The sequence below is a fragment of the Streptomyces sp. NPDC042259 genome (genome assembly GCF_055582085.1).
In genome coordinates this window covers 215,301-236,979 of sequence record NZ_JBVJDW010000012.1, presented here as the reverse complement: position 1 = coordinate 236,979, position 21,679 = coordinate 215,301, and the positions used below count along the sequence as shown (strand labels likewise).

17 protein-coding genes and 3 pseudogenes are annotated in these 21,679 nt (G+C 69.8%); 11 read left to right on the top strand and 9 right to left on the bottom strand.

Annotation, left to right across the window (positions count from 1 at the left end; genetic code table 11):
* Positions 1-13: 13 nt before the first annotated feature.
* Together ACZ6MA_RS28255 and ACZ6MA_RS28250 are read left to right on the top strand one after the other, a co-directional pair.
* Positions 14-682, top strand: a pseudogene (locus ACZ6MA_RS28255) (DUF5954 family protein).
* Between the two features lie 732 nt (positions 683-1,414).
* Complete coding sequence (locus ACZ6MA_RS28250) at positions 1,415-3,058, top strand: PLP-dependent aminotransferase family protein (RefSeq protein WP_469437035.1); 1,644 nt, start codon at positions 1,415-1,417, stop codon at positions 3,056-3,058.
* Between the two features lie 1,625 nt (positions 3,059-4,683).
* Here ACZ6MA_RS28250 and ACZ6MA_RS28245 read toward each other — a convergent pair.
* Positions 4,684-5,534, bottom strand: a pseudogene (locus tag ACZ6MA_RS28245) (IS630 family transposase); the annotation flags it as partial.
* Between ACZ6MA_RS28245 and ACZ6MA_RS28240 the strand changes: the two are divergent.
* On the top strand, positions 5,497-6,753 hold the full coding sequence (locus tag ACZ6MA_RS28240) for a JmjC domain-containing protein (RefSeq protein WP_469437033.1): 1,257 nt from the start codon (positions 5,497-5,499) through the stop codon (positions 6,751-6,753). The pseudogene ACZ6MA_RS28245 and the gene ACZ6MA_RS28240 overlap by 38 nt on opposite strands.
* A gap of 23 nt (positions 6,754-6,776) precedes the next feature.
* On the opposite strand, the gene ACZ6MA_RS28235 is transcribed toward ACZ6MA_RS28240, so the two are convergent.
* Both ACZ6MA_RS28235 and ACZ6MA_RS28230 read right to left on the bottom strand, forming a co-directional pair.
* Positions 6,777-7,013, bottom strand: coding sequence for a hypothetical protein (locus ACZ6MA_RS28235; RefSeq protein WP_469437031.1), 237 nt, complete (start codon positions 7,011-7,013; stop codon positions 6,777-6,779).
* Between the two features lie 305 nt (positions 7,014-7,318).
* Positions 7,319-8,638 (bottom strand): glycosyltransferase family 2 protein, encoded by a 1,320-nt coding sequence (locus tag ACZ6MA_RS28230; RefSeq protein ID WP_469437028.1) that lies wholly within the window; start codon positions 8,636-8,638, stop codon positions 7,319-7,321.
* A 325-nt stretch (positions 8,639-8,963) separates the two neighbouring features.
* On the opposite strand from ACZ6MA_RS28230, the gene ACZ6MA_RS28225 reads away from it, so the two are divergent.
* The gene (locus tag ACZ6MA_RS28225; protein WP_469437079.1) at positions 8,964-9,803 is read left to right on the top strand and encodes an IS5 family transposase; all 840 of its coding nucleotides are present in this window, start codon (positions 8,964-8,966) and stop codon (positions 9,801-9,803) included.
* A gap of 184 nt (positions 9,804-9,987) precedes the next feature.
* Here ACZ6MA_RS28225 and ACZ6MA_RS28220 read toward each other — a convergent pair whose 3' ends face one another.
* A complete protein-coding gene (locus ACZ6MA_RS28220; protein WP_469437026.1) occupies positions 9,988-10,545 on the bottom strand; it encodes a phenolic acid decarboxylase in 558 nt (185 codons plus the stop codon).
* 104 nt (positions 10,546-10,649) lie between these two features.
* Here ACZ6MA_RS28220 and ACZ6MA_RS28215 point away from each other — a divergent pair, with 104 nt between their 5' ends.
* The 3 genes from ACZ6MA_RS28215 to ACZ6MA_RS28205 all read left to right on the top strand — a co-directional run bounded on the left by ACZ6MA_RS28215 (position 10,650) and on the right by ACZ6MA_RS28205 (position 13,899).
* Positions 10,650-11,081 (top strand): MarR family winged helix-turn-helix transcriptional regulator, encoded by a 432-nt coding sequence (locus ACZ6MA_RS28215; RefSeq protein WP_469437024.1) that lies wholly within the window; start codon positions 10,650-10,652, stop codon positions 11,079-11,081.
* Positions 11,082-11,656: 575 nt separating this feature from the next.
* Positions 11,657-12,466, top strand: a complete 810-nt coding sequence (locus ACZ6MA_RS28210; RefSeq protein WP_469437023.1) for a molybdopterin-dependent oxidoreductase — start codon at positions 11,657-11,659, stop codon at positions 12,464-12,466.
* Positions 12,467-13,128: 662 nt separating this feature from the next.
* Positions 13,129-13,899, top strand: a complete 771-nt coding sequence (locus ACZ6MA_RS28205) for a chymotrypsin family serine protease (RefSeq protein ID WP_469437021.1) — start codon at positions 13,129-13,131, stop codon at positions 13,897-13,899.
* Positions 13,900-14,259: 360 nt separating this feature from the next.
* Here ACZ6MA_RS28205 and ACZ6MA_RS28200 read toward each other — a convergent pair whose 3' ends face one another.
* Positions 14,260-14,628 (bottom strand): STAS domain-containing protein, encoded by a 369-nt coding sequence (locus tag ACZ6MA_RS28200; protein WP_469437019.1) that lies wholly within the window; start codon positions 14,626-14,628, stop codon positions 14,260-14,262.
* Positions 14,625-16,013, bottom strand: a complete 1,389-nt coding sequence (locus tag ACZ6MA_RS28195) for a PP2C family protein-serine/threonine phosphatase (protein WP_469437017.1) — start codon at positions 16,011-16,013, stop codon at positions 14,625-14,627. Before ACZ6MA_RS28195 ends, ACZ6MA_RS28200 begins: the two co-directional genes overlap by 4 nt.
* Positions 16,014-16,218: 205 nt before the next feature.
* Between ACZ6MA_RS28195 and ACZ6MA_RS28190 the strand changes: the two genes are divergently transcribed.
* On the top strand, positions 16,219-16,635 hold the full coding sequence (locus ACZ6MA_RS28190; protein ID WP_469437016.1) for a hypothetical protein: 417 nt from the start codon (positions 16,219-16,221) through the stop codon (positions 16,633-16,635).
* 438 nt (positions 16,636-17,073) lie between these two features.
* A pseudogene (locus ACZ6MA_RS28185) lies at positions 17,074-17,241 on the top strand (transposase); the annotation flags it as partial.
* Positions 17,242-17,462: 221 nt separating this feature from the next.
* Here the strand turns inward: ACZ6MA_RS28185 and ACZ6MA_RS28180 are convergent.
* The 3 genes from ACZ6MA_RS28180 to ACZ6MA_RS28170 are packed head-to-tail and all read right to left on the bottom strand — an operon-like array spanning position 17,463 to position 19,795.
* Positions 17,463-18,014 carry a recombinase family protein gene (locus ACZ6MA_RS28180; RefSeq protein WP_469437014.1) on the bottom strand — a complete coding sequence of 184 codons (552 nt, stop codon included), beginning with the start codon at positions 18,012-18,014 and terminating at the stop codon, positions 17,463-17,465.
* Positions 18,015-18,073: 59 nt separating this feature from the next.
* The gene (locus ACZ6MA_RS28175; RefSeq protein WP_469437012.1) at positions 18,074-18,835 is read right to left on the bottom strand and encodes an aminoglycoside adenylyltransferase family protein; all 762 of its coding nucleotides are present in this window, start codon (positions 18,833-18,835) and stop codon (positions 18,074-18,076) included.
* A 42-nt stretch (positions 18,836-18,877) separates the two neighbouring features.
* A complete protein-coding gene (locus ACZ6MA_RS28170) occupies positions 18,878-19,795 on the bottom strand; it encodes an alpha/beta fold hydrolase (protein ID WP_469437011.1) in 918 nt (305 codons plus the stop codon).
* Between the two features lie 48 nt (positions 19,796-19,843).
* On the opposite strand from ACZ6MA_RS28170, the gene ACZ6MA_RS28165 reads away from it, so the two are divergent.
* Positions 19,844-20,395: a CatB-related O-acetyltransferase gene (locus tag ACZ6MA_RS28165; RefSeq protein ID WP_469437010.1), complete on the top strand. Its 552-nt coding sequence runs from the start codon at positions 19,844-19,846 to the stop codon at positions 20,393-20,395.
* 325 nt (positions 20,396-20,720) lie between these two features.
* On the top strand, positions 20,721-21,611 hold the full coding sequence (locus tag ACZ6MA_RS28160; protein ID WP_469437009.1) for a hypothetical protein: 891 nt from the start codon (positions 20,721-20,723) through the stop codon (positions 21,609-21,611).
* Positions 21,612-21,679: the final 68 nt, after the last annotated feature.

Below are 21,679 nucleotides of genomic sequence, written 5' to 3'. Positions count from 1 at the left end.
TGGGGCGGAAGGCATCGAGCAGCCCCGGCCGACCAGCCCCGGGCGCCCGCCGTCCCCCACTGGGACCGCGGGGCCCGGGGACGCACGGATCGATGACGGTCTGATCCTGGACCCCGAAGCGCCGGTCAAGCCCGCCCAGGCCGCAAAACCGCCGGCGCTGCGCGATCTGGACCACGCGGAGGTCCGTTTCCCCGAGGACGTGAGCCGGGACTCCTCGAAGGCGCTTACGCCGCATCCCGGCCTGATGCTGCTGCCTCCGGTATTCAGGGGCGTGGAAAGGGACGGGCCGGGGTGGAAGGCCGACAGCGGTGCGCACGCCAGTGCCCACGACGCATGAAGGTCACTGGACTTCGCCCTGGCCTGGTCCGAACCCCGCCAGCGGGGTCTGGTCCCCTGGGATTGTGACGACCGGGCGGCCGACGCCCGCACAGCGGCCGCGGAAGGAACCGCTCCCGCGGCCGGAGAGCTGGCCGGGCACGTTCAGGCTGCCGACCGGTTGCCGACCCGAACGCGCGAACCAGCTCGAGGTCGGGGGCACCGTCCACCGAGCTGCCGCGCCCGCCGGCTGCTCCGCTGGGGCCCCGACGGGCCGGGAAAACCACGCCCGTCCGACGCCAACAGCCACCCTCCCTCGCAGCTCCGCCCCGCCCTCGATGAAGACGGCAACGTTCTCCCTCGATGAAGATGGCAACGTTCACTGCGGCCACGAGAACGAGGAAGCCTGCCATCACCGGCGTAGACGGCTGGGGTGTTGCCCCCTCGGACGGGCGCGGTGGCGGACACCGCTCCTGGCGCCTTCGAACGGTGCGGGCAGCCGGTCTTCTGCCTCGCGCCGGACGGTGCCGACGAGCGCCCGGGGCCGCTGTCCTTGGGCATGGAGGGCGATCTGCTCGCCGTCGCGTTCGGCGAGCGTGTCCGGGCCGGCCCAGGCGAGGACGGCAGGGGCGCGGGCCGGGTTGCAGGCCGTAGCCGACGCCGCCCGGGACTGGTCACGGACGGAAAAGAACGCGATTACAGCACACTTCTGTGACACAAAGCCGCCTTTCCGGGAGTTGCCGAAACGTCACTCCCGAAGGCGCTCCTGGATAACTGGCGTCAAACGCTTTTCACTTGAAATCACCAGATGGAGATAACTACAGAAGGGTGAGCAATTGGGGCGGCGCGTCACGCATATCCTGTGCACCGCGAGTTCCTGGACAGGACACCCGCGCTCCGCGGCAGCCGCCGCTTCGTCAGTTCAACGACAGGCGACCGACCAGTTCAGTACTGGCAGCCGCCCGTTGACTGCCGTACAGGCAGCTGGCTCGCGCACCCATCTGCCCCCCTTGGACCCGAGCGATTCCCGAGACCCTTGGCGCTGGCGGCGATCTCCGCTTCCAGCAGTTTCGCAATTTCGCTCAGAATCGGACATCGAATGATTACCGAACACTCCGATACGCCTCTCACGGCACGGCCGGCCGACGACGACTACCGGCTGGGTACCGAGGCCTACACCGATGAGCAGCGGACCGCGGTCCTTGCCAAGCTGGAGGGGTACCTGGGCGGACAGCGGAAGCGTTTGCTGGGCTACCAGGTGAACCTGTCGCTCGACGGCCACGCCGCGCTGGGCCGGTTCCTGGGCTACCACATCAACAACATCGGGGACCCGTTCGTCGACAGCAACTACAGCCTGCACTCGCGGTGGCTGGAGCGAGCGGTCCTGGAGCACTACGCCCGCCTGTGGCACGCCCCGCTGCCCGAGGACCCGGCCAGTCCCGGGGATGCGGACGGGTGGGGATACGTGCTGTCCATGGGCAGCACCGAGGGCAACCTGTACGCCATGTGGAACGCCCGTGACTACCTGGACGGCAACGCCCTGGTGCGTGACGAGGTCTCCGGCGAGGCCAGCTGCCGCACCAGCTACCTGCGGGCCCAGCACCCCGACGACAACCCCAACGCCTACCTGCCGGTAGCGTTCTTCTCGCAGGAGACCCACTACTCGCATATCAAGGCGATGCGGGTGCTGGACATCCCGACTTTCTACGACCTGGGCGGCAGTCTCTACCCGGGCGAGTGCCCCATCGACGTGGCCGGCACCGGCATGCAGACGTACAACGGGTGGCCGCTCGGCGGAGTCCCGACCACCGGCGGCGACGAGGGGCCGGGTACGGTCGATGTCGACGCTCTGGTCGCCCTCGTGGACTTCTTCGCCGCCAAGGGCCACCCCGTCCTGGTCAACTTCAATATCGGCAGCGTCTTCAAGGGCGCCTACGACGACGTCCAGGGCGCCTGCGAGCGCCTGCGGCCCGTCTTCGAGCGGCACGGCCTCGTCGACCGCACCGTGCGCTTCGACCCCGACGACCCCACCCGGGTCAGCATCCGCAACGGGTACTGGATCCACGTCGACGGGGCCCTCGGCGGCGCCTACGCCCCCTACCTGGAGAAGGCCCGCGACAGCGGACTCATCGAGACCGCGCCCCCGGCCTTCGACTTCCGGATCCCCGAGGTGTCCTCGATCGTCACCAGCGGGCACAAGTACCCCGGCGCGCCCGTTCCGACCGGGATCTACATGTCCCGCGCGGGATCCAAGCTGCGCCCGCCGTCCGACCCGGCGGTCGTCTCCTCTCCCGACAGCACCTTCGCCGGCTCCCGCAGCGGCTTCGCCTCCCTGGCCATGTGGAACCACCTCGCCCAGTTCAGCGAGGAGCAGCAGGTGCGGCAGGCCGCCGAGGTCCTGCGGATCGCCGAGTACACGGCCGAACGCCTGCGCCGACTGAGCGAGCAGTTGCGGGAACGCGGTGAGCCCTGGGCCGAGGACGGTATCGAGGTCGGTCACGGCGATCACGCGCTCAGCGTCTGGTTCCAGCAGCCGCGTGCGGAGATCACGCAGAAGTACTCGCTGGCCTGCGTGCCACTCAATCTCGGTGGGATCCGTCACGACTACAGCCACGTCTACGTCATGCCGCACGTCACCCAGGAGTTGATTGACGAACTCCTCGAGGATCTCGCCCGGCCCGGAGCGTTCGACCGTTCCGCGGACAAGGACGCGCAGCGGCCCCCGCTTCCCCACCAGCGCTGACCGCAGGCGGACAACCGAACCCCAATCACCCGCCCACCTCCTCACGATGCTGCCCCGTCGAGGCGGGCCTGGCCCGCCTGCGGGCCAGGCCCGACCGACACCTGCGCCGACACCTGCGCCGCCGCCTGCGGCCCGGCCTTCCGTACCCTCCAGGCCCGCACCTGTCACGGGGCGACGCCCGGCCGGGGCCCTGGCTCGCCTGACCGCCCCCGACGCACGCTTCGCCCACACCCCAAGCCACCCGGGCGCCGGCCGCCTGCAGCGCTACCTCATCCAGCACCGCTGGCAGCCCCAGCCCCTGACCAGCCCCCACCCTCGGCGGCACGCCGTCTGGCTGCTATCACCGAACCGAGAATCCCCACCCCTGGCACCGGTGCCTCGCCACAGCCCTCGCCCCACCCCCACGTACCTGCACCCGACTCGTACTGGCCCAGGACGACAACGGCGACCAGATCCGCCGGGCCAGCGCTACAGCCCCGCACAAGAGCCGGCAGCCGTTGACCGACGCCTTCCTCACCCTGGAACCGCACACGGGCACCGGCGTCCGTACGCGATCCGGACTGGACCGCCAACCGCACCCGGACAGACAAGACAGGCACCGCGTGACCACCGGGCAACACGACGCCGACGCGTACGGCCAGAAGCCGGCCCGCATCCGCCACCAGCACCAGGCCACGGCGGCGCGGCCCACCGGGTTCCAGGCCCTGGCCGCCGTCGGGATCGGACACGAGCAGGCCGACGGCATCGTCTCAAAGCTGGAAGCCGGGGCGGTCGCCGGCGCCCACACCTGGATCTCCGAGAGCAGCACCCCCACACAACTCCGAGCAGCGCTTCGAGAACGGCCGGCACACCGCAGCCCGCGACGTCGCGACCACTGTCACGAAACCGAGACCGCATCTGCCGTGGCGGGTTCAGATCCACAGTTTGCTGGTGGGACAGCAGACCGACGACCGCTTGGATAGTGCCGCTCAGGTGCTCGCGGCGGCCGAGGCAGCGGATCAAGGCCCGCCAGTTGTACAGATGACAACGGCAACGACTGCAACGCAGAGATTTCAGGGATAACTGACGCAGTTAGCAGAGCAGTGGAAATCGCCGGATGCCGCGCACCAGATCATTATCCCTAAGAAAATGAGAGCCATGACGATCCAGGATGCATAACCCTCATTCAACCTGTCATTGTCCGGCGGGAATTTCGGAGCGCTGCTCTGCGGGACCTCATTGCGACTCTCGGGCCCGCCACCGGGCCCGTCGTGCCCCTCTGCCGCCATCGCGTCATCCCCCGTCGCGGTCTGCCCCCACATGACATGACACCAGGCCCCGTCCGTCAAGGCCTGCGGCAGGTGGTCACTCCCTAGAAGAGCCGCACCGGCTTGACGGATCATCGCGGACAGGCAGAGAGCAGACGTCACGCTCTGGCCGGCTGGCTCTGTTCACGTACGACTCGTGAACAAAGCCAGGAAGTTGGTGCCCGAGAGGGCGATCGCTCTCCCGGCCGCGATGCTCACCAGTTGATACTGCGTGTCACCGGGCGTTACTCGGCAGCCCCGTCCGGTTCCGTGCTCGGCCCGTTCGCGGATGCCCGGTCGGGCGGTCATCTGCCTAAGAGCTGTCCCGTTACTGACCTTTCAGCGGTGTTGTCGTCGGGTCGAGAGGTGGGTTGCTGTCATGCAGCCGTCGATGAGGTGGCTGCGGTATTGGATCTGGCGGAGGCCGTGTCGCAGTACTCGGACGAGGTGGTTGGGGTCGGTGAAGGTGGTGTTGGCCTGGCTGCTGCGTCGCAGCAGTGACCAGATGCCCTCGACGGGGTTGAGTTCCGGCGCGTAGGGCGGCAGGTGGAAGGCGGTGACCCAGTCGTGAGTGGTGACGAAGTCCCGCAAGCCGGCCGCACGATGAGTGTTGAGGTTGCCCCAGACGAGCACGATCGGGGCCTGGAGCTGTTGATGGGCGGCCACGAGCAGGTCCCGGAAATCGGTCCAGGCGAAGCTGCGGCGCTCTTTCGTCTTGTGGTCCTTGTGGAACATGGGCCGGTAGATGAGGCGGGAGCGTTCGCCGGGTTTGTAGCAGCACATCGCGGCCAGGGAAACCCGGCGCTGAGAGCGCCCCCGGACCCGGATCACGGGGGTGTTCCAGCGCCGGGCCCAGGTGCGGGTGGTCGGCGGCGTCATCGAGAATCCGGCCTCGTCCTCGAAGACGATCCAGGCCCCGAGCGCCGCCGCGGTGCTTCCACCTGGGGCCACGTCTCCTTCACCCACCCGCTGACGGCGTCCTCGTTGCGCTCGAGGGCCCGTCGTGCGGGGACCTGGTGGCTCCATCCGTGGCGCCGGAGCATCTGGGCTGTGCCGGAGAGGGTGAAGCTCTTGTGGAACCGGCGGCCGATCAAGGTCTTGATCCTCGCCAGGGTCCACCTCTGGTCCGGCCAGCCGTGCGCGACAGGGCCCTTGTCCAGCTCTGCCTCCAGTGCCGCGAACAACTCGTCGCCGTTCATCAGCCAGCCCACCACCCTGCGGATACCTCACCTCCCTGGCATACCGCGACGACCACCGCCCGTCAGCCCTTACGACAACCCGCCTTCAAAGTCAGTAACGAGGAGTACACCCCGCGATGACCTGCTGCGCGTCGCGGAGCGCCTGGGCGAGGACTTCCTCGCCCAGGCGTTACACCGCGACTACCGCCACGTGCCCGCCGCCGTCGAGGTGTCCGGGCTGCTGACCTGGGACGTGCTCAACACCATCCTGGCCAGCCAGGGCCTCGAGCCCCCGCGACTGCGCCTGAACCGCGGCGGCGAGACCCTGCCGGCCCTGGCCACCAGCGCGCCGGAGGTCACCCGCCGCCACGTCGTCTGGCACCGGCTCCACCCCGTCCCCTTGCACGCCCACCTCGCCGACGGGGCCTCCCTGGCCCTGGACAATGCCGACGGGCTCCACCGGCCGCTCGGCGAAGTCGCCGAGGAGCTGGAGCGGTGCTTGCGCACCCGCTTCCAGGCGAACGTCTACGCCTCGTGGACGGCCACCGAGGGCTTCGGCTGCCACTGGGACACCCACGACGTCGTCGTCATCCAGCTCGACGGCGCCAAACACTGGAGGATCTACGGCCCGACGCGGCCGTACCCGCTGCACCGTGACACCGAGGAGCCGCCGGAGCCGACCGGCGAGCCGAGCGCGGACCTCGAGCGCGACCTCCAGCGCGAGCTGACCTGCGACGGGTTGCGGGCCGCCGAGGCCAAGGGCAGCAAAGGCGGACGGCGACCGGCCCTCACCGCGGCGAAGACCGACGCCGTCCGCATCGCCTTCCTGGGGGGCCGTTCGATTGCCGCCCTCGCTCGCGAGCACGGTGTCAGCCGCGGCGCTGTCCGTACGGCCGTCGCCGACCTCCTGTCCGACCATGTCGTCATCGAGGGGGACTTCCCGACGCCGGAACTGCCGGTCACCCTCGACATGCCCGGCAAGGTCGCCGATTTCCTCCGCGCCGCCGAGGTGGACGAAGCCGAGCGGGCCGCGCTCGACCACGGCGTCACCGTACGGCGCGGCCAGGGCTACACCTTGCGTGTCGCCGCCGTCCCCTCGGTACCCCGTCGGCTCCTGGCTCGCTGCCATCCCCTCGACGGCACCCAGGACGTCCCCGTAGTCCCGGCGCAGCGCAAGGCCCGCCGCGAGTACGAGAACCGCGTCACCGCCCTCGCGAGCAACACCCCATAGCGCGAATCCTCCGGTCTCCGAGATCATCCCGTGGCGGGTTTCTGACGTATCTGGGTCATGCCCCGGTCTCTCTCACCGCACCCCTTCGCGGCCAAGCCGCCACCCTGGAACAGCTCCGCGTCGACCGGCAGCTCGAAGAAGCACTCGCCCACGGCCCCGACGCACTCCACCTCGCGGAGGTCGTCGGCCTGGACGAGAAGACCGCGATTCGGTACGCGAACTCCGCCCGCGCTCTCCTGCAACGGCCGCTGGAGAACCACCCCGCGACTTCACCACGAACCCACGGGTCCACCCCCTGGCATCGGGGCATCGGACCCTCGGGTTCCTACCGAAGAACCTTCAGTTTTCGCGAACTCGCGGGGGTCGAGGGGTGTGGCCCAGATACGCGTCAAAGGGGCAATGGATTGATCTTGAAGGCCTAACGGGGCGACTCGTAGCGGACAGCGCGGGTGGCGGGGGCACGTTCTTCACCGTGCTGAAGGCGGACCCGGGCGCGCGGGAAGCGGTCTTCCGCCTTGAGGTTTCCATCCTTGAAGCTTCCACGCTCTCCGTCCGGCAGTCGCTGCTAGAGCCGCTGAGCGGCCGGCGCGTTCGGGGGCGGTTCCTGGGCGCGCTCGGTCTTGGCCCATCCGTTGCGGCCGAGGGCGATGCGGTAGGTGGCGCGCCAGCAGGCGATGAAGCTGACGTACAGCCAAGGCGCCAGGAGGTGCGCGCAGGCGAGGGACTTCCACAACGGCAGGTCGTCGGCGCGGCGCCAGTAGACCACCGCCCAGATCAGATGGGGGCTGAAGGCCAGGAGGTAGCAGGCCAGGGCGTTGGTCCAGGCCGGGCCGGCCAACTGCCCGGGGTCGGTCACCAGGCGTACGAGCAGGAGCTGCTGGACGACCGAGCACGGCAGGGTGATCACGTAGGGGACGAGCAGGTATCCCGTGAGCTCCAGTCGGCCGGGCAGGCCCACCGAGCCCCGCCGCCACAGCTCCGGCAGCCGGGTGATGGCGCTCATGTGGCCCTGCGCCCAGCGGGTGCGCTGGCGCAGCAGGCGGCGTGGGTCGGTCAGTCCTTGCTGGGAGACGAACGCCTCGGGAGTGGAGACGACCTGCCAGCCGCGGGCCGCGAGGCTGATGCCCAGGTCGAGGTCCTCGGTCAGCGACGCCGACCACGGGCGCGGGCCGATGCTCTCCAGCGCGGACAGGCGGGTGAACTGGGCGTTGCCCGCCATGCTCACCGTGCGGGTGGTGACCCGGCCCAGCTGGGTCAGCGCGCTCAGTCCCCAGAACTCGACGTCCTGTATCCGCAGTGCCCAGTGACGGCGTCCCCGGATGCCGACGGCCAACTGCACGCCGCCGATGCCAGGTTCGGCGAACAGGGCGGCCACCCGGCCGGCGGCCCCCGGGGACATGCGCCCGTCGGCGTCGAGTACGCACACCAGCACCCGGCCGGGATCGAGGCCTTCCTCCGCGACGGTCCGGCGCACGACGGCCAGTCCGGCGTTGAGCGCAGCACCCTTGCCCTGCCGCGCCTCGGGCGGCGCGCGCCGCACGAGGATGATCCGGCCCGCACCGGCCGCGTCGGCGGCCGCGGCGGTCGCGTCGTCACTGCCGTCGTCGACGACGACCACCCGGACGCCCGGCTGGTGCGTCAGCAGGGACCAGACGGTCGCCCCGACGACCCGCTCCTCGTTGAGGCACGGCACCAGGGCGAACACGTGCCACCCCGCCGGGACCGCAACGACGGGGCTGCTCTCCAGTGTGGTCCGGGACCGTAACGAGGAACCGGACCGGCGGACCGTCCGGATGCCCAGAACGGCGAGCGGAACGTTGTACAGCAGCGCACAACCGACGATGACGCACGCCGCGGTGTCCAGAAAAGTCTTCCCGAACCCCATGGACCGCACCTCCCGAGCCCTCGCGCTGCATCCGCCTCAACGAGGGCACCTTGCACTTGTGCGGCAATTCAGGCAATAGCGCACTGGTATGCATCGAACCTGCGCACCCTGGAGCCCCCCGGCCCTGCCGGTCTTCCTCGGCCCGACAGGGGACGGGGCCCGCTGCGACCGGGCGCCCCAACCTCCGGTTTCGGCGGCGGTTCCCGCCGATGGACGGCCGTTGCACCGGCTCAGGAGTGGCCGCAGATGCCGTCGAAAGCCGGACTGCGCAGAGACAGGCGGCTGAGCCCGGGGAAAACCCGTCGCCGTCATCGAGGGCCAACGCCTGCACGCCCGCCCAGCCGACGCTCTCGGGCCGGCCGCCCTGGTCGAGCCGGTGCTTGCGGCCTGGCGTTTCGAGCGCCGCGGCAGGGCCCTGGACTTCGGCCGGCCGCCGGAGCATGACCTGCGCGTCATCATGGACGCGATCTTGTACGTCGACCGGACCGGGGTGCAGTGGCGCTACCTCCCGCGCGACTTCCCGCACTGGAACACGGACTACGGCTACTTCGCCAGGTGGGCGGACGAGGGCGTGTTCGCCCACCACAGCGGCCTGCTGCGGCAGCTGCTGCGGGAGAAGGAGGGCCGGGACGGCGAGCCGTCGTCCTGTGTGATCGATGCTCAGAGCGTCAGGACCTCCACCAGCGTCCCGGCTGCCGGCCAGGGCATCGATGCCGGAAAGAAGACCGTCGGCAGGAAACGGAGCATCGTCACCGACACGCTCGGACTCCTGCTCGCCGTGCTGGTCACCGCGGCGAGCGTGCAGGACTCCATCGCCGGCACCCGGCTCCTGGACCAGGTCGCCGCCGACCACCCGGGCATCCGCAAGGTGTGGGTCGACGGCGGCTACCGCCAGCACCTCGTCGAACACGCCGCATCCCTGGGCATCGACATGGAGATCACCGCCCGCAAGCCCGGGACCAGGGGATTCAGTCCGATCCCGAAGCGGTGGGCAGTGGAGCGGACCTACGGCTGGCTGATGCTCCACCGGCGCCTGGCCCGCGACTACGAAACCCTGCCTACCCGCTCCGAGGCCGTGATCCACATCGCCATGGCCGACCTCATGGCCCGCCGCCTCACCGGCGAGAACACCATCTCCTGGCGCGACCCGAAGAAGGCCACTTAACAGCCCATCCCGGGATGAAACATCGGTCGAAAACGACCTCTGAGGCCGACGGCCGACGGCAAGGGGGTGACGGGGACCGGCCCCTCATGACCTTCACGGCGTCATCGGTGCCGGGCGGGCGTACACCCGGGATGTGCGTCGGCTCCGGTGAGGTCCGGGGCCGGTGGCATCTGTCTGCCGACGGTCAGTTGGTGCGGTCGGACCAGCCGGCCGGGAGGTCCTCGGGGGCGACGGAGATGACGGAATCGTCGTCGGCGCCTACGTACTCGAAGAGGGTGATCTTCGCGAACTCGGGGACGACGTAGATCGGGTAGGTGGGCCCCTGGTCGCGGTAGCGGCGCATGGTGTCCAGGTGGTCGTTCTGGAAGCAGACGGTGCGTTCACCGTGTTCCTCGACCCAGTGCGGGAAGAAGATCACACCGTGCAGGCGCCGCTTGCGGGGCATGACGTTGACCGCGACGGAGGTGCCGGTGGGCTCGTTCCAGGAGACCTTGAAGTGGTCGTTGTCCAACTGGACGAGGTCGACCGGCTGGTCCTTGACCCAGCGGCCGCCGACCATTCCGGAGTGGATCCGATAGTCGATCGTGTGGTCGTTCTTCACGTACATCTCGTACTGCCAGCCGTTGGCGTAGGTGTAGATGAAGCGGTGGCCGACGATCTCGGACAGGTCCTGTGGTGGGACGGGCTGCTCGACGGTGGTCTGGAAGGCTCCGTTGCCGGTAGTGGCGGCGTCGTTTGTCATGTGCGACCTCCTTGGCGGTGCTTGTCGGCGTGGCGCGTCCGACCACCTCAGTTTGTCACAAAACTATTTTGCGTCAAAATTATCCGTGCGAGAGAATCAGCCCCATGGACACTGCCACCGAGTTCGGCCGCCTCATCGGCCCGCTGCGCCGGGCAATACTGCGCACACGGCGCACCGCCGGCCTCCCCGATCTGTCCGAAGCCCAGATCGAACTACTTCGGGCACTCGCCGAAGCCGGACCGTTGTCACCTCGCCAGGCAGCCGACCGACTGCGCCTGGCCCCCTCCACGGTCAGCAACCTCCTCCGCACCATGACCGCCGCCGGTCTCGTCGAGCGGGAACCCTCCACGACCGACTTGCGCACCGTCCGCCTCACCGCCTCGCCCACCGCACTGGAGATGCTCCACGCCTACGACCGCACCAGCACAGCCGCCCTGCACCGCGCCCTGGCCGATCTCGCCCCGAACAACCGCGAAGCGATCGAACGCGCCCTCCCCGCCCTCGCCGAGCTGCTCACCGTCCTCGAAACCGAATAGTGCTCCTGGTGCCGGAACTCCCGGGCCGTTAGCTCGATCGGGGCGTGAGCGCGGGCGGAAGGTGCCGGCCGGGCGGGGCGCCGGGATGCCGAACTGGCGGCAACGGCGGTCAGGGATGCCGGAGCAGGCCGGCCCGGTATTCGCCGCGACCGGTTCGAGAGGCGTGTGATCAGGACATCGCCGGGCCGGCACGTCGACCACGGAAAGAGTGCGGCCCAGGCCGCCCTGTGTGCATGCAGGGAGGAGAGCGGGCGCGCCAGGGGCGCCTGCTGCCACCGGCCGGGCTCCAGATCTTCACTGAGAGCCCCGCACGCGTGGCGAGTTCCCCGATCGACCAAGTGACGTCCATCTCATCCCCTTGAATCTCCCGTGCGGTGGAGGCCCTAGCGTATGAAGCATCGGCCCGACGCCACGAGGTACCGGGCCGGTTGCCCGGCTGCGGTGAACGGCCGGAGAGTCCACCGGAGCGGGGCAGGACCGGCCGTACCGGAAGGGCCGGCAGGACCGGGGAGCCGAAGCCCAGCCCCCGATCACGGCCTCTCCTCGCACCGAGCCTCACCCCATGGAGGACCAGCATGACGCTTCCCCCAGGTCAACGCGCCGTCGATGGATTCCCACGCTTCGGCAAGCATCTCCATCACCCGCCGCCACCCGTCCCTGCCGACCCGGTGATCGAGATCGGCGGAGCCCTGACCGAGGCCCTCACGCTGTCCGTGGCCGACCTCGCAGAGCTGCCACGACGAGAACTCGGAGCCGACTTCCATTGTGTCGCCGGATGGTCGGCGACCGGCCTGCTGTGGGAGGGAGCCCCGTTCCGGACCCTCTACCGCACGCGGGTCGAACCGCTGCTCGAGCCGGGCACGTCGATCAGCCATGTCGTCTTTGAAGGCCTCGACGGCTACCGTTCGATCGCGTTGCTGGAGGACGCCTTGGCGGACGACGTGCTGATCGCCGACCGTCTCGACGGGCGGCCGCTCGACAGCGACCATGGCGCTCCGTTGCGGCTGGTCAGCCCCGGCCAGTACGGCTTCGTCAGTACGAAGCACCTCTGCCGCGTCGAGTTCCACACATCCGAACCCCCCGATCCCGACCGGTGGTCGCCCATCGCGTCGCACCGCAGGGCGAGGGTCTGGCACGAGGAACGTCACCGCCACCTTCCCGGCCGTGTGGTGCGGCCGGTCTACCGGGCGCTGATCGGGCCGATCCGCGCACTGAGCGCCCGGGGCAGCCGCGGGGAGCCGCGGGGAGCCGCGGTGAGGGGCGCTGCTTGGACCGGAGCGGACCGGACCGGACCAGGAGCCGTCGGGACCGAGGCGGCCGGTACGGCGAATGGACGCAGCGCACTCCGCGGTCTGCGCGGTATGCGCCTGAATGTCAATGTTTGACGCTCCGTGGTCAGCACCAAGCCGCCACGGAAATCGACGACACCTCCCGAGCACAGCGGGCTGTCCGAACGACCGGAGATCTGAGTCCCGACAAGGCACACCGCAGGGCGGTACAGACACGCAGTCCCCATTCCCGTCGTAACCGCCCGGCTCGGAAGACGGGAGTGTGCGGGCTGCCACGCCGCCCGACGGTTCGGCTGTCCACCCGGAAAGTTCCGGGGAGCCAGTCCTGCGCATCCTGGCTACCGTGCGGATCGATCGGCTCGCCCAATCGTCCCAAGGAGGAGGCATGGCAAGCGAGTCCGGCCGCGCAGGACTGGCGGCCGCAGCACTCGGCGCGGCGTGCGCGGTGCTGGTCGTGCTCCCTTCGGCGGCGCAGACCGCGCCCGCGACCGCCCGATCCCCACGCCGGCATGCCGGCGGCCGTGAAGACGTTCCAGTCGGCGCAGGCCCGGGCGCAGCCGTCTATGCGGGTGACGCCATGAACTCCCGGAGCCTCTCCGTCGGCACCGGCCAGTGCGACGGTCACCTGAAGGCCCGTCGGCGCGACCGCCGGCACCGCTGCCGACCTGGCCGTATGCAGTTTTCAGGCGCATACGGTCCCCTCCACACCCCGCAACCCGCCCCGCACCAGAACACCGGCCCTATACAGGAGTCATCACATGTTACGAGCGATACGCGCCCTCGGCCTCGCCGTCCTCGCGGCGGCCATGTCCATCAGCGCGGTTCCGTCCGCGAGTGCGGATTCCCGTACGGACACGCGCACCCCCGTCGGCGGCGGCACCGGGATCGTCTTCCGGATGAGTCCAAGCCCGGAGACGCCCACGAGCCTGTTCATCTGCACCCTCACCGCGGTAGGCCGCGACAACGCCGGCAATCTGGTGGCGTTGACCAATGCACACTGCTTCATCGACGACAAGGGCAACAAGCTCGTCGGGGAAAAGGTCTACCGGGACGCCTCGCCCGCGGGAACAGCACAGGCCCCGGCGCCGATTCCCAACACCCGCCCCGATCTGGAGACCGGGCCCATCGGCACGGTGACGTACGTCAGCACGCCCAACAACCTTCTCAACAGCGGCCCTAAAGGCCTTGACTACGCGGTGATCCTGCTGGACGAGACCAGAGTCGCTCCCACCAGCACCGTCGGCGAGGTGACCATCTCATCGATCGGAGCCCCGCCCGCCAACGGGGTCCGCATGTGCAAGCAAGGCCACCGCACCGGCCTCACCTGTGGTATCAAACTGGGCACCCACAACATGTGGTTCACCCATCTCATCTGGACCAACGGCGGCGACTCCGGTTCCCCGGTCGTCGTCGGACAGACACTGGTCGGCAACGCTTGGGGCGCCCAGCACAGCTCGCCCATCCTGAGCATCATCGACGAGATGAACGCCAACGGTGGAGTCGGCGCCGGCTTCCACCTTGCGTACTGACCGACTGTCCGCCCCGCCGCCCGTGGGAGCCTCGGGCGGCGGTGTGCGCCGGGCGGATCGCCAGGCGCGGGTCGGTGTCCGGGAACCGCTTCCGGGGCCTGTTTGATGGGCCGGTGACCAGGCACGGAGCAACCTCCGGGCCCAGCTTGCGTCCCAGGCCCCCGGCATCAATCTTCACATGAGCATCTGCCCCGTCTTCCGGCGCAGCGCCAGCCCCTGACCGCTCCAGCGCCGCGACCGGACCCCGGGCTTCTTGGAGGCCCGGGGTCCGGTGCTGCCACGACATCCGGCAGCCGAGCCACGGCCACGGATGTGGCGCAGCCAGCCAGCCGTTGGCGCCGCTCTGCCGCGCGAGGGGTTTCAGGCGGTGGTGCGGTTGCTTTGGCGTGCGGCAAGCGCGGCGTCGGCGCTGGGAAAGGTGGGCAGGAAGGTGTCCATCCCGGTGACGCTGAGCAGGCGGCTCAGCCGGTCGGGGATGGCCGCCAGGGTCAGCGAGCCGTCGGCGTCCTTGGCGCAACGCCATATGCCGACGAGGGCGCCCAGCCCTGAGGAGTCGCAGAAGGTGACGCCCGACAGGTCGGCGACCAGGTCGGGGTGTCGGGCCGCGATGAGTTCCAGGGCGCGGGCCCGCACGGCGGGTGCGGTGGTGACGTCGAATTCGCCGGACAGTGCGATCACGGCCAGCGTGCCGTCGGTGTGCGGGACATCGATGTGGAATGCGTCGGTCATGGGCGTCGGTTCTCCTGCCCGACGGAGACGTCGGTGGTCGGGGCGGCGGCGCTGTGAACGGTGGTGGTGATACCGGCGGGAGCGTCATCGAGGGTGGGGACGGACAGGGCCAGCAGCGCCACGTCGTCGCGTTCACTGTCGGGGAGGGTGTCCAGGAGTGCGACGGTGTCGCCGATCAGGGAGCCGGCACTGACCGGCGCCGGCCGCCGGGCCAGGAAGTCGAGCAGGCCCGTGTCGGCGAGCATGTGGCCATCGGCAGTGCGTGCCTCGGTCAGACCGTCGGTGTACAGCAGTAGTCCCTCGCCGGGTGCCAAGTGCAGGGTGCGCGAGGCGAAGGAGGCCTCGGCGAACGCGCCGACCAGCATCCCGCCCTTGGCGTGGACCGCATCGACCTGCACACCGCCGTCCTCGGCGGGGCTGAGGTGGTAGGCGGGCGGGTGGCCGCCGGTGGCCAGTGTGACCGTGAAACCGCCGTCCTCGGCGGGATCGAGCAGGCCGAAGACGGCGGTGCAGAAGCGGGTACCAACCGCCGCGTCCAGCAGCAGCGCCGTGTTCAGCGCATTCAGCGCGGCCGTCGGGTCCGCGTCGACGAGGGCTGCGGCCCGCAGCGTGTAGCGGGTCAGTGAGGTGACCGAGGCGGCTTCGGCGCCCTTGCCGCACACATCGCCCAGGAAGAACGCCCACCGGTCCCCGCCGACAGGGAAGACGTCGTAGAAGTCGCCGCCCACTTCCTGCGGGGAGGCGGTCTTGTAGTGGCAGGCCAGTTCCAGTCCCGGTACCGCGGGCAACGCGGGAGGCACCAGGGTGCGCTGCAGGGTGGAGGCGAACGCGGCGATGGCCGCCTTGTCCCGCTCCGCGCGCTGCCGGGCCTCTTCCTCCGCCTGGCGCTTCTCCTGCTCGACCTTGCGGCGCTCCTGCTCGGCGCGCACCACGTGCAACGCCGACAGCCGCAGCTCAAGCTGGTCGCGCACCACCGCCGCCAGGTCCGCGAGCGTGGCCGAATCCGCCTCGCTGATCTCGCGGGGGCGGGTGTCGAGGACGTTGACCGTGCCCAGCCGGTACCCGTCGGCGGTGATGATCGGAGCAGCCGCGTAGAACCGCACCCCCATCGGGCCGGCGACCAGCGGGTTGGAACAGGCGACCGGGTCGAGCAGGGTGTCGGGGATGACGGTGGTGTCATCGGTCAGGACCGCCGAGGCGCACAGGCCCGGGTCGCGGCCGATCTCGGTGACGCCTTCCAGGCCGTGTGTGGCTTTGAACCAGATCCGGTCCTCGTCCACGATGGTCACCGTTGCCACCGGCACCTCGAACAGGCGCGCCGCCAGCGCTGCGACTCGGTCGTAGGCGCCGTCCGGAGGCGTGTCGAGAATGTCGTAACGGCGCACCGCCGCCAACCGTGCCGCCTCGGCCGACGCGGCCACAGACCCGCTCGGTGCTATCGCAGGCGGACTCGATTGCTTCGGCATAACCCTCGTCTCGCTCATCCCCGGGAGGCGCCGACCAGACAGTCAGCCCACAGGCACTGTACCGAAATGCCTCAGCGCACCCGACCCGACGATGAGCTGCGCGGAAACAGCCGCAACTCGGCGCGTGGTGCGCCAGCTCATCGACCGCTGCCTCCTGGTCGATCTGAGCGCCACTCCGGACGGAACGCTGCACCACCCTGGTCAGGTGGCGGAGGTCTGCCGGCGTGAGGACCTGGCGGGCCTGGTCGCCGCCGACACCCCACTCGGACCGGAGCAGGCCGCCGCCCGGCTCCGGATGCGACGTGCCGACTTCAACCACATGGTCCGGCTCAGATGGGTCCGCTCCCCGCAGTCGATCGAGGTCCGCTTCGGCACCAGCCGGGCCGGGGCCGTCGACGCCGCGCTCTACACCACGGCGTCCGTCGACACGGTCATCCCCGCCCACCCCGAGGTCGACTGGGAGCAGCTGCGCACGGTGGATAAGGGCTGGTGCTCTCCGCTCGCGGCGCTGCGCCCGGAGCCGGCGCCTGTACCGGCGTAAGCCTCCGAGCCCCTTCCGCCCGCCCGTGCCACGCGCCGTCCAGAAAGGCGGCCCGTGGCGCGGCGGTTTACTGAGCTTAAGGAGGAGCCAGACGGGTGCAGGAGGCGTCTTACTGCGGGATGACGGCCCGTGCCGGCTCGGGCCAGGGCGCGCCCGGCCCTCGGGCTAGATTCGCTGACGCAGAACGTCTCCGGGCCGAATCCCTGTCAAGGGGCTCCATTGGATGACAGAGGACAACAGGTGGCTTTGTCCATGAGAACGGGCTCTGGCTCAACTCCTGTGACACGGTCACGCTGAGCAACAGTCGGGTCCTTTCGTGCCGTACGCAAAGTCGCCCGAAAATGGTCCGTGGACAAGGTGGCTGGGCCGAGAGTTCGGGGCCGTGGAAGAGGTCGTGCTCTGGCTGAAGGAGCTGTTGTTCCCGTTGGTCGCGGACATCGAGGTGCTGTCGACCTGCTACCGGACAGGGAAGCATCCAGCCTGGCGGCCTGGCTCGCCGACCGGCCGGGCATCGAAGTCGTGTGCCGGGACCGGGCGCCGTTCTTCGCCGAGGGAGCCGCCGCCGGCGCCCCGCAGGCCGTCCAGGTCGCGGACAGGTGGCACCTCTTCGATGTCCGGTTCAGCGATGACGGCTGATTAACATCCTGAGCCATGCTCTCGACCTGGCCCCCCAGCCCCGCAGTTGATCCGACACACCGCACGGATGGTGTGATACAGATCCGCAAGACGAGCGTCACCGTATGCCCATAGCAGAACGGGTACGGATCCGTGGGACAGACGATGACGGCCCCGGAGTCCTATCCCTGACCCCGGCCGCAAGGTAGCGGTCAGGGCTTCGCAGGCGCGGTACCTTTGGGCTGCCGGGGCACGGTCTTCTCGCGGTCTAGGTGGCCGTAGACCGTGGAACGGGGTACCCCGAACAGGTCGGCGATCTGCTGAACGGTCTTCTCCCGCGCGTCGTAGAGCTGCTGGGCGAGCGCGGCACGGTCCTCGGTGAGCCTGGGGCACCGGCCGCCCTTGCGCCCGCGCGGCGGCGAGGCGGCGAGGCCGTCCAGCGTGTTCGCCACGATGAGCTCGCGCTGGAGCTCTGCCAGTACCGACAGCATTCCGCACATGGCCCGGCCCTCCACCGTGGAGGTCTCGATGCCCTGCTCAATCACGTACAGCCCGATGCCTCGCTCGCGCAGGTCGGCGCCGAGGGTGACGAGGTGGAGGACGGAGCGGGAGAGGCGGTCGAGCCGGGTGATCTTCAGGGGGCCGCCGGGCCGCAGCAACTGCAGCACGAGGTCGAGCTTCGGACGGGACGCCTTCGCGCCACTCGCAGTGTCGACATGGATATCGTTCCGCTCCACCCCGTGCCGCAGCGGTGCATTGATCACTTGAGGGTGCCTTCGTTTTCCGACACTGATCGCCATCTGCCTATCGTGGGACCGGGTACTCATCCCTGTCGGTGCAGGCGGTCGATCCGGGTGAGCACCTCGTCTATGAGCGGGCGAACCTGGGCCTTCACCCTGTCGCTCCAGACCTCGTCCTGGTAGTGGCAGGTGAGGTACAGCTTCCGTGCGTGTTCCAGGGCGGGGCGGTGTTCCGGAGGGAGGTGGGCAAGGGCCCAGCTGGCGGCTTCGTCCTTGGTCTTGATCTCGCCGGTGGCGAGGGTGGTCCAGATGCGGGCGAGGGTCAGCAGGACGTTGCGGGTGTCGTCGTCCAGTTCAACCAGGAGTTCGGGGATGCCTGCGACACTCGCCCGGACGAGGTCGGCATGCGGTACCGGGTCGAGGAGCTTGGCGGGAGGCGGCCCGGTCAGGGGATGGTTGCCTGACAGAGTTACGGTGAGGACCAGGGCCAGGTCCGGCATGGGGCCGGGCTGCGGCGGCTCGCCAGTCCGGAGTTCGTCGCGCAGCCATTCGCCGTAGAGGAAGTCTCCGGTCGGCGGGAACCGCCAGGGGCGGACCTGGGACTGGACGACGACGGTGAGTTCGATCGGCCGGACAGTGGGAGTGAGGCCGGAGATTGCAAGCAGGCCCTGGGTAAGCGCACGCCGCGTCGGCTCGTCGAGACTGCGCCGGGTGACGGCCAGGACGTCGAGGTCGCTGGCCGGGGCGAGGCCCCCGAGCACGGCGGAGCCGTGGAGGTACGTTCCCAGGAGCTCTGGTCCCACGACGTCGCGGACGAGTCCAACGGTCTGCTCAAGCTGATCCACCACACCAGTGTCGGATACGACCTCAGGCGGCACGGCCACTGCTCAGACCTGCTCGACGGGGGGTTCGGTCCTCGACGGTCGGTGTGCCTCCCGGCTGCGGAGCAGGGTACGGAGGACGGTGTCGGCGTGTGTCCACAGGAGGCTGCCCGCGGCGTCGGGGAGCAGGTGCAGGGTGGCGGTGGGGATGCGGTGGGCCAGGGTGGCGCCGTGGTCGGGTGAGTGGACCGGGCTGGTGTCCTGCTGCCCGTACCAGAGGCCGGCCGGGACGGTGATGCGCTCGACGTCGAAGGGCCAGCGGCCCATGGCCAGCACGGTGTCACGGGCGTAGCCGTCCGGTCCCTGGGCGAAGGCTTCCCGCATCGCGCGCTGCAAGGCGGGCTGGAAGACGGGATCGGTGTAGACGGCGCGGTCCGTCTCGCCGACCGTTGCCGTGATCAGTTCCCAAAGCCGGTCGGGGCTGCCGAACTCGGCGAAGGACGCGGCCGCATGCTCGGGGCCGGAGGCGACCGCGTCCACCATGGCCTTGACCTGCGGTTCCAACAATGAGCTGAGGCAGGGGTGGGCCAGTTCGTCGCTGCCGGAGACCACGGCCACGGCGCTCACGACGCCGTCCGCGGCCAGGGAGAGGGCGAACGGTGCGCCCTGGGAGAAACCCACCGCCATCGGCGCGTCGAGCTTTCGGACCTCCGCGAGGTGGCGGAGGTCGGTTGTCCAGCTCGACAGGGTCCGATCGGGGTCGGGGTCAGAGGCGCCCAGGCCGGGGCGGTCCACGCTGACAAGCCGGATCCCGAGCTCGTCGACCAGATCGCCCGCGAAACCGAGCGAGCGGCTGGTCGCAGCTCCCGGGCACAGCAACACCGCCGTGCCGTCCTCCGGCCCCCACTCGGCCCAGGCCAAGCGCCGGCCGCCGGGAAGCAGCGTCTGACCAATCCGGGCTGGGGCCGTCACACCGTAGTTCATGATCCTCATTTTCCACTCCGCATGACAGGCATGGAAGGACGGATGGGCATGGATGACGGTGTGGAGGCGGGGGCGCCGGATCCGATGTGTCTGCATCCGATGCCGGGCCATCCGCGGGCAGTGTTCCTCAGACCGCTGGTGACCTCGCCGTTCACCGAGGTGGGCGAGTACAGCTACTACGACGACCCGGGCGAGCGGAAGGCCTTCGAGCAGGAGAACGTGCTATACCACTACGGGCCGGAGCGCCTGCTGATCGGCCGGTACTGCGCGTTCGCCGCCGGGGTGCGGTTCATCATGAGCAAGGCCAACCACCGGATGAGCGGCGTGTCTACCTACCCGTTCCCGATCTTCGGCGGCGGGTGGGCCGGGGCGATGGACCTGATCACCGACATTCCCAGCCGTGGCGACACCGTGGTGGGCAACGACGTGTGGATCGGCTACGACAGCATCGTCTTGCCTGGCGTGACGATCGGCGACGGCGCGGTCATCGCCTCCGGTTCGGTCGTCGTCTCCGACATTCCTACCTATGCCATCGCCGGTGGCAACCCCGCCCGGCGTCCCTACCTTCGAGAGGATCACCGGCCGCGCCGTCCTTGGTGAGGAGCCCCTTCAGCAATTCATCTAGTACGACAAACCACCCACCAGCTACCTCGCCGGGCTCCACCTACGTGGATCGATCATCTGGCTTCGGAGCCTCCGCCCCACCACCTGTTCCGAACCTAGAACGTGCCTTAAGGCCAAATTTTGCTTAAAAGGCCTGTTTTGAGCTATTGGATCATTGGGTGCAATATTGGGGTGGTGTGTTGTGCGTAGGTTGTGGGTGTTGGCCGTGGAGCATCTGCGGCCGCGCACTTCGAGAGGTTCCCTCATGCGCTTCATGCGCACCACTGCTCTTCCCCGGACTCTCCTGGTCTCCATGATCGCTGTGGCCGGTATCACCGTCGCCCCTGCCCTGGCTTCGGCGTCGGCCGGTGCCTCCGCCCTCGCCTGCACCGCCGGCACCGCGGGCGTCGCCGGTGCCAACGGCAACTCCTCCCATCCCAACGGCTTTCCCGGCACCACGGGCGGACCCGCGACCGGAACCGGGGACTGCGCCGGCGGCGCCGGGGGTCCCGGCGGCAACGGTGTCCTCGGTGGGGTCGGCGGTGCGGGCGGTAACGGCGGTGCCGGCCTCGGCGGCGGTTCCGGCGGGGCGGGTGCTCTCGGCGGCAGCGCCGGCCCCAACGGCGCCGCGGGCGGCAACGGCGGCAACGGTGCGGTCGGCGGCCTGACCGGTGCCGGCGGCTCTGGCGGAGCAGGCGGGGTTGGCACCCACGGGGGTGCGGGTGGCGTTGGCGGCTCCGGCGGCACCTCCGGTGCCAACGCCGGCATAGGTGGCCGCGGCGGCATCGGCGGCACCGGGGGATCCGACGGTGGTGCGGGCGGTAACGCGGGCAACGGCGGCATCGGCCACGGCGGTGGCGCGGGCGGTAACGGTGGTGGCGGCGGCATCAACAGTTCCAGTAACGGCGGCCAGGGGGGGAGGGCCGGAAACGGCGGCAACGGCAGCTCCGGCGGCGCTTACCCGGGCGGCGCCGCAGGCATCGGCGGGGCGGGGGGCCTGAGCTCCGGAGGCATCATCAACTTCGGCGGCAATGGCGGCGCCGGGGGCAACGGCGGCGCCAAGTCGGGCGCCAGTGCCGATGGCGCTTGCGGTATCGGCGGCGCCGGCGGCAACGCCACCGGGGGCCTCCTCTTCCACGGCGGCGTTGGCGGGACCGGCGGGACCTTCGGCTCCGGCAGCCCTTGCGCGAACGGGGCCAACGGAACACCGTGACCTGCCGTAATCAGTGTCCCCCGCTATCACGCTGCAGCCCCACCTGGCTCACCGCCGCGACCAAAGCC

Excerpts from the sequence above, each read along its gene's own strand:
- ACZ6MA_RS28250 (WP_469437035.1), top strand. The coding sequence starts at position 1,415 with ATGATTACCGAACACTCCGATACGCCTCTCACGGCACGGCCGGCCGAC.
- ACZ6MA_RS28230 (WP_469437028.1), bottom strand. The coding sequence starts at position 8,638 with ATGGGGTTCGGGAAGACTTTTCTGGACACCGCGGCGTGCGTCATCGTC.
- ACZ6MA_RS28220 (WP_469437026.1), bottom strand. The coding sequence starts at position 10,545 with ATGACAAACGACGCCGCCACTACCGGCAACGGAGCCTTCCAGACCACC.
- ACZ6MA_RS28215 (WP_469437024.1), top strand. The coding sequence starts at position 10,650 with ATGGACACTGCCACCGAGTTCGGCCGCCTCATCGGCCCGCTGCGCCGG.
- ACZ6MA_RS28210 (WP_469437023.1), top strand. The coding sequence starts at position 11,657 with ATGACGCTTCCCCCAGGTCAACGCGCCGTCGATGGATTCCCACGCTTC.
- ACZ6MA_RS28205 (WP_469437021.1), top strand. The coding sequence starts at position 13,129 with ATGTTACGAGCGATACGCGCCCTCGGCCTCGCCGTCCTCGCGGCGGCC.
- ACZ6MA_RS28200 (WP_469437019.1), bottom strand. The coding sequence starts at position 14,628 with ATGACCGACGCATTCCACATCGATGTCCCGCACACCGACGGCACGCTG.
- ACZ6MA_RS28170 (WP_469437011.1), bottom strand. The coding sequence starts at position 19,795 with ATGAACTACGGTGTGACGGCCCCAGCCCGGATTGGTCAGACGCTGCTT.
- ACZ6MA_RS28165 (WP_469437010.1), top strand. The coding sequence starts at position 19,844 with ATGGATGACGGTGTGGAGGCGGGGGCGCCGGATCCGATGTGTCTGCAT.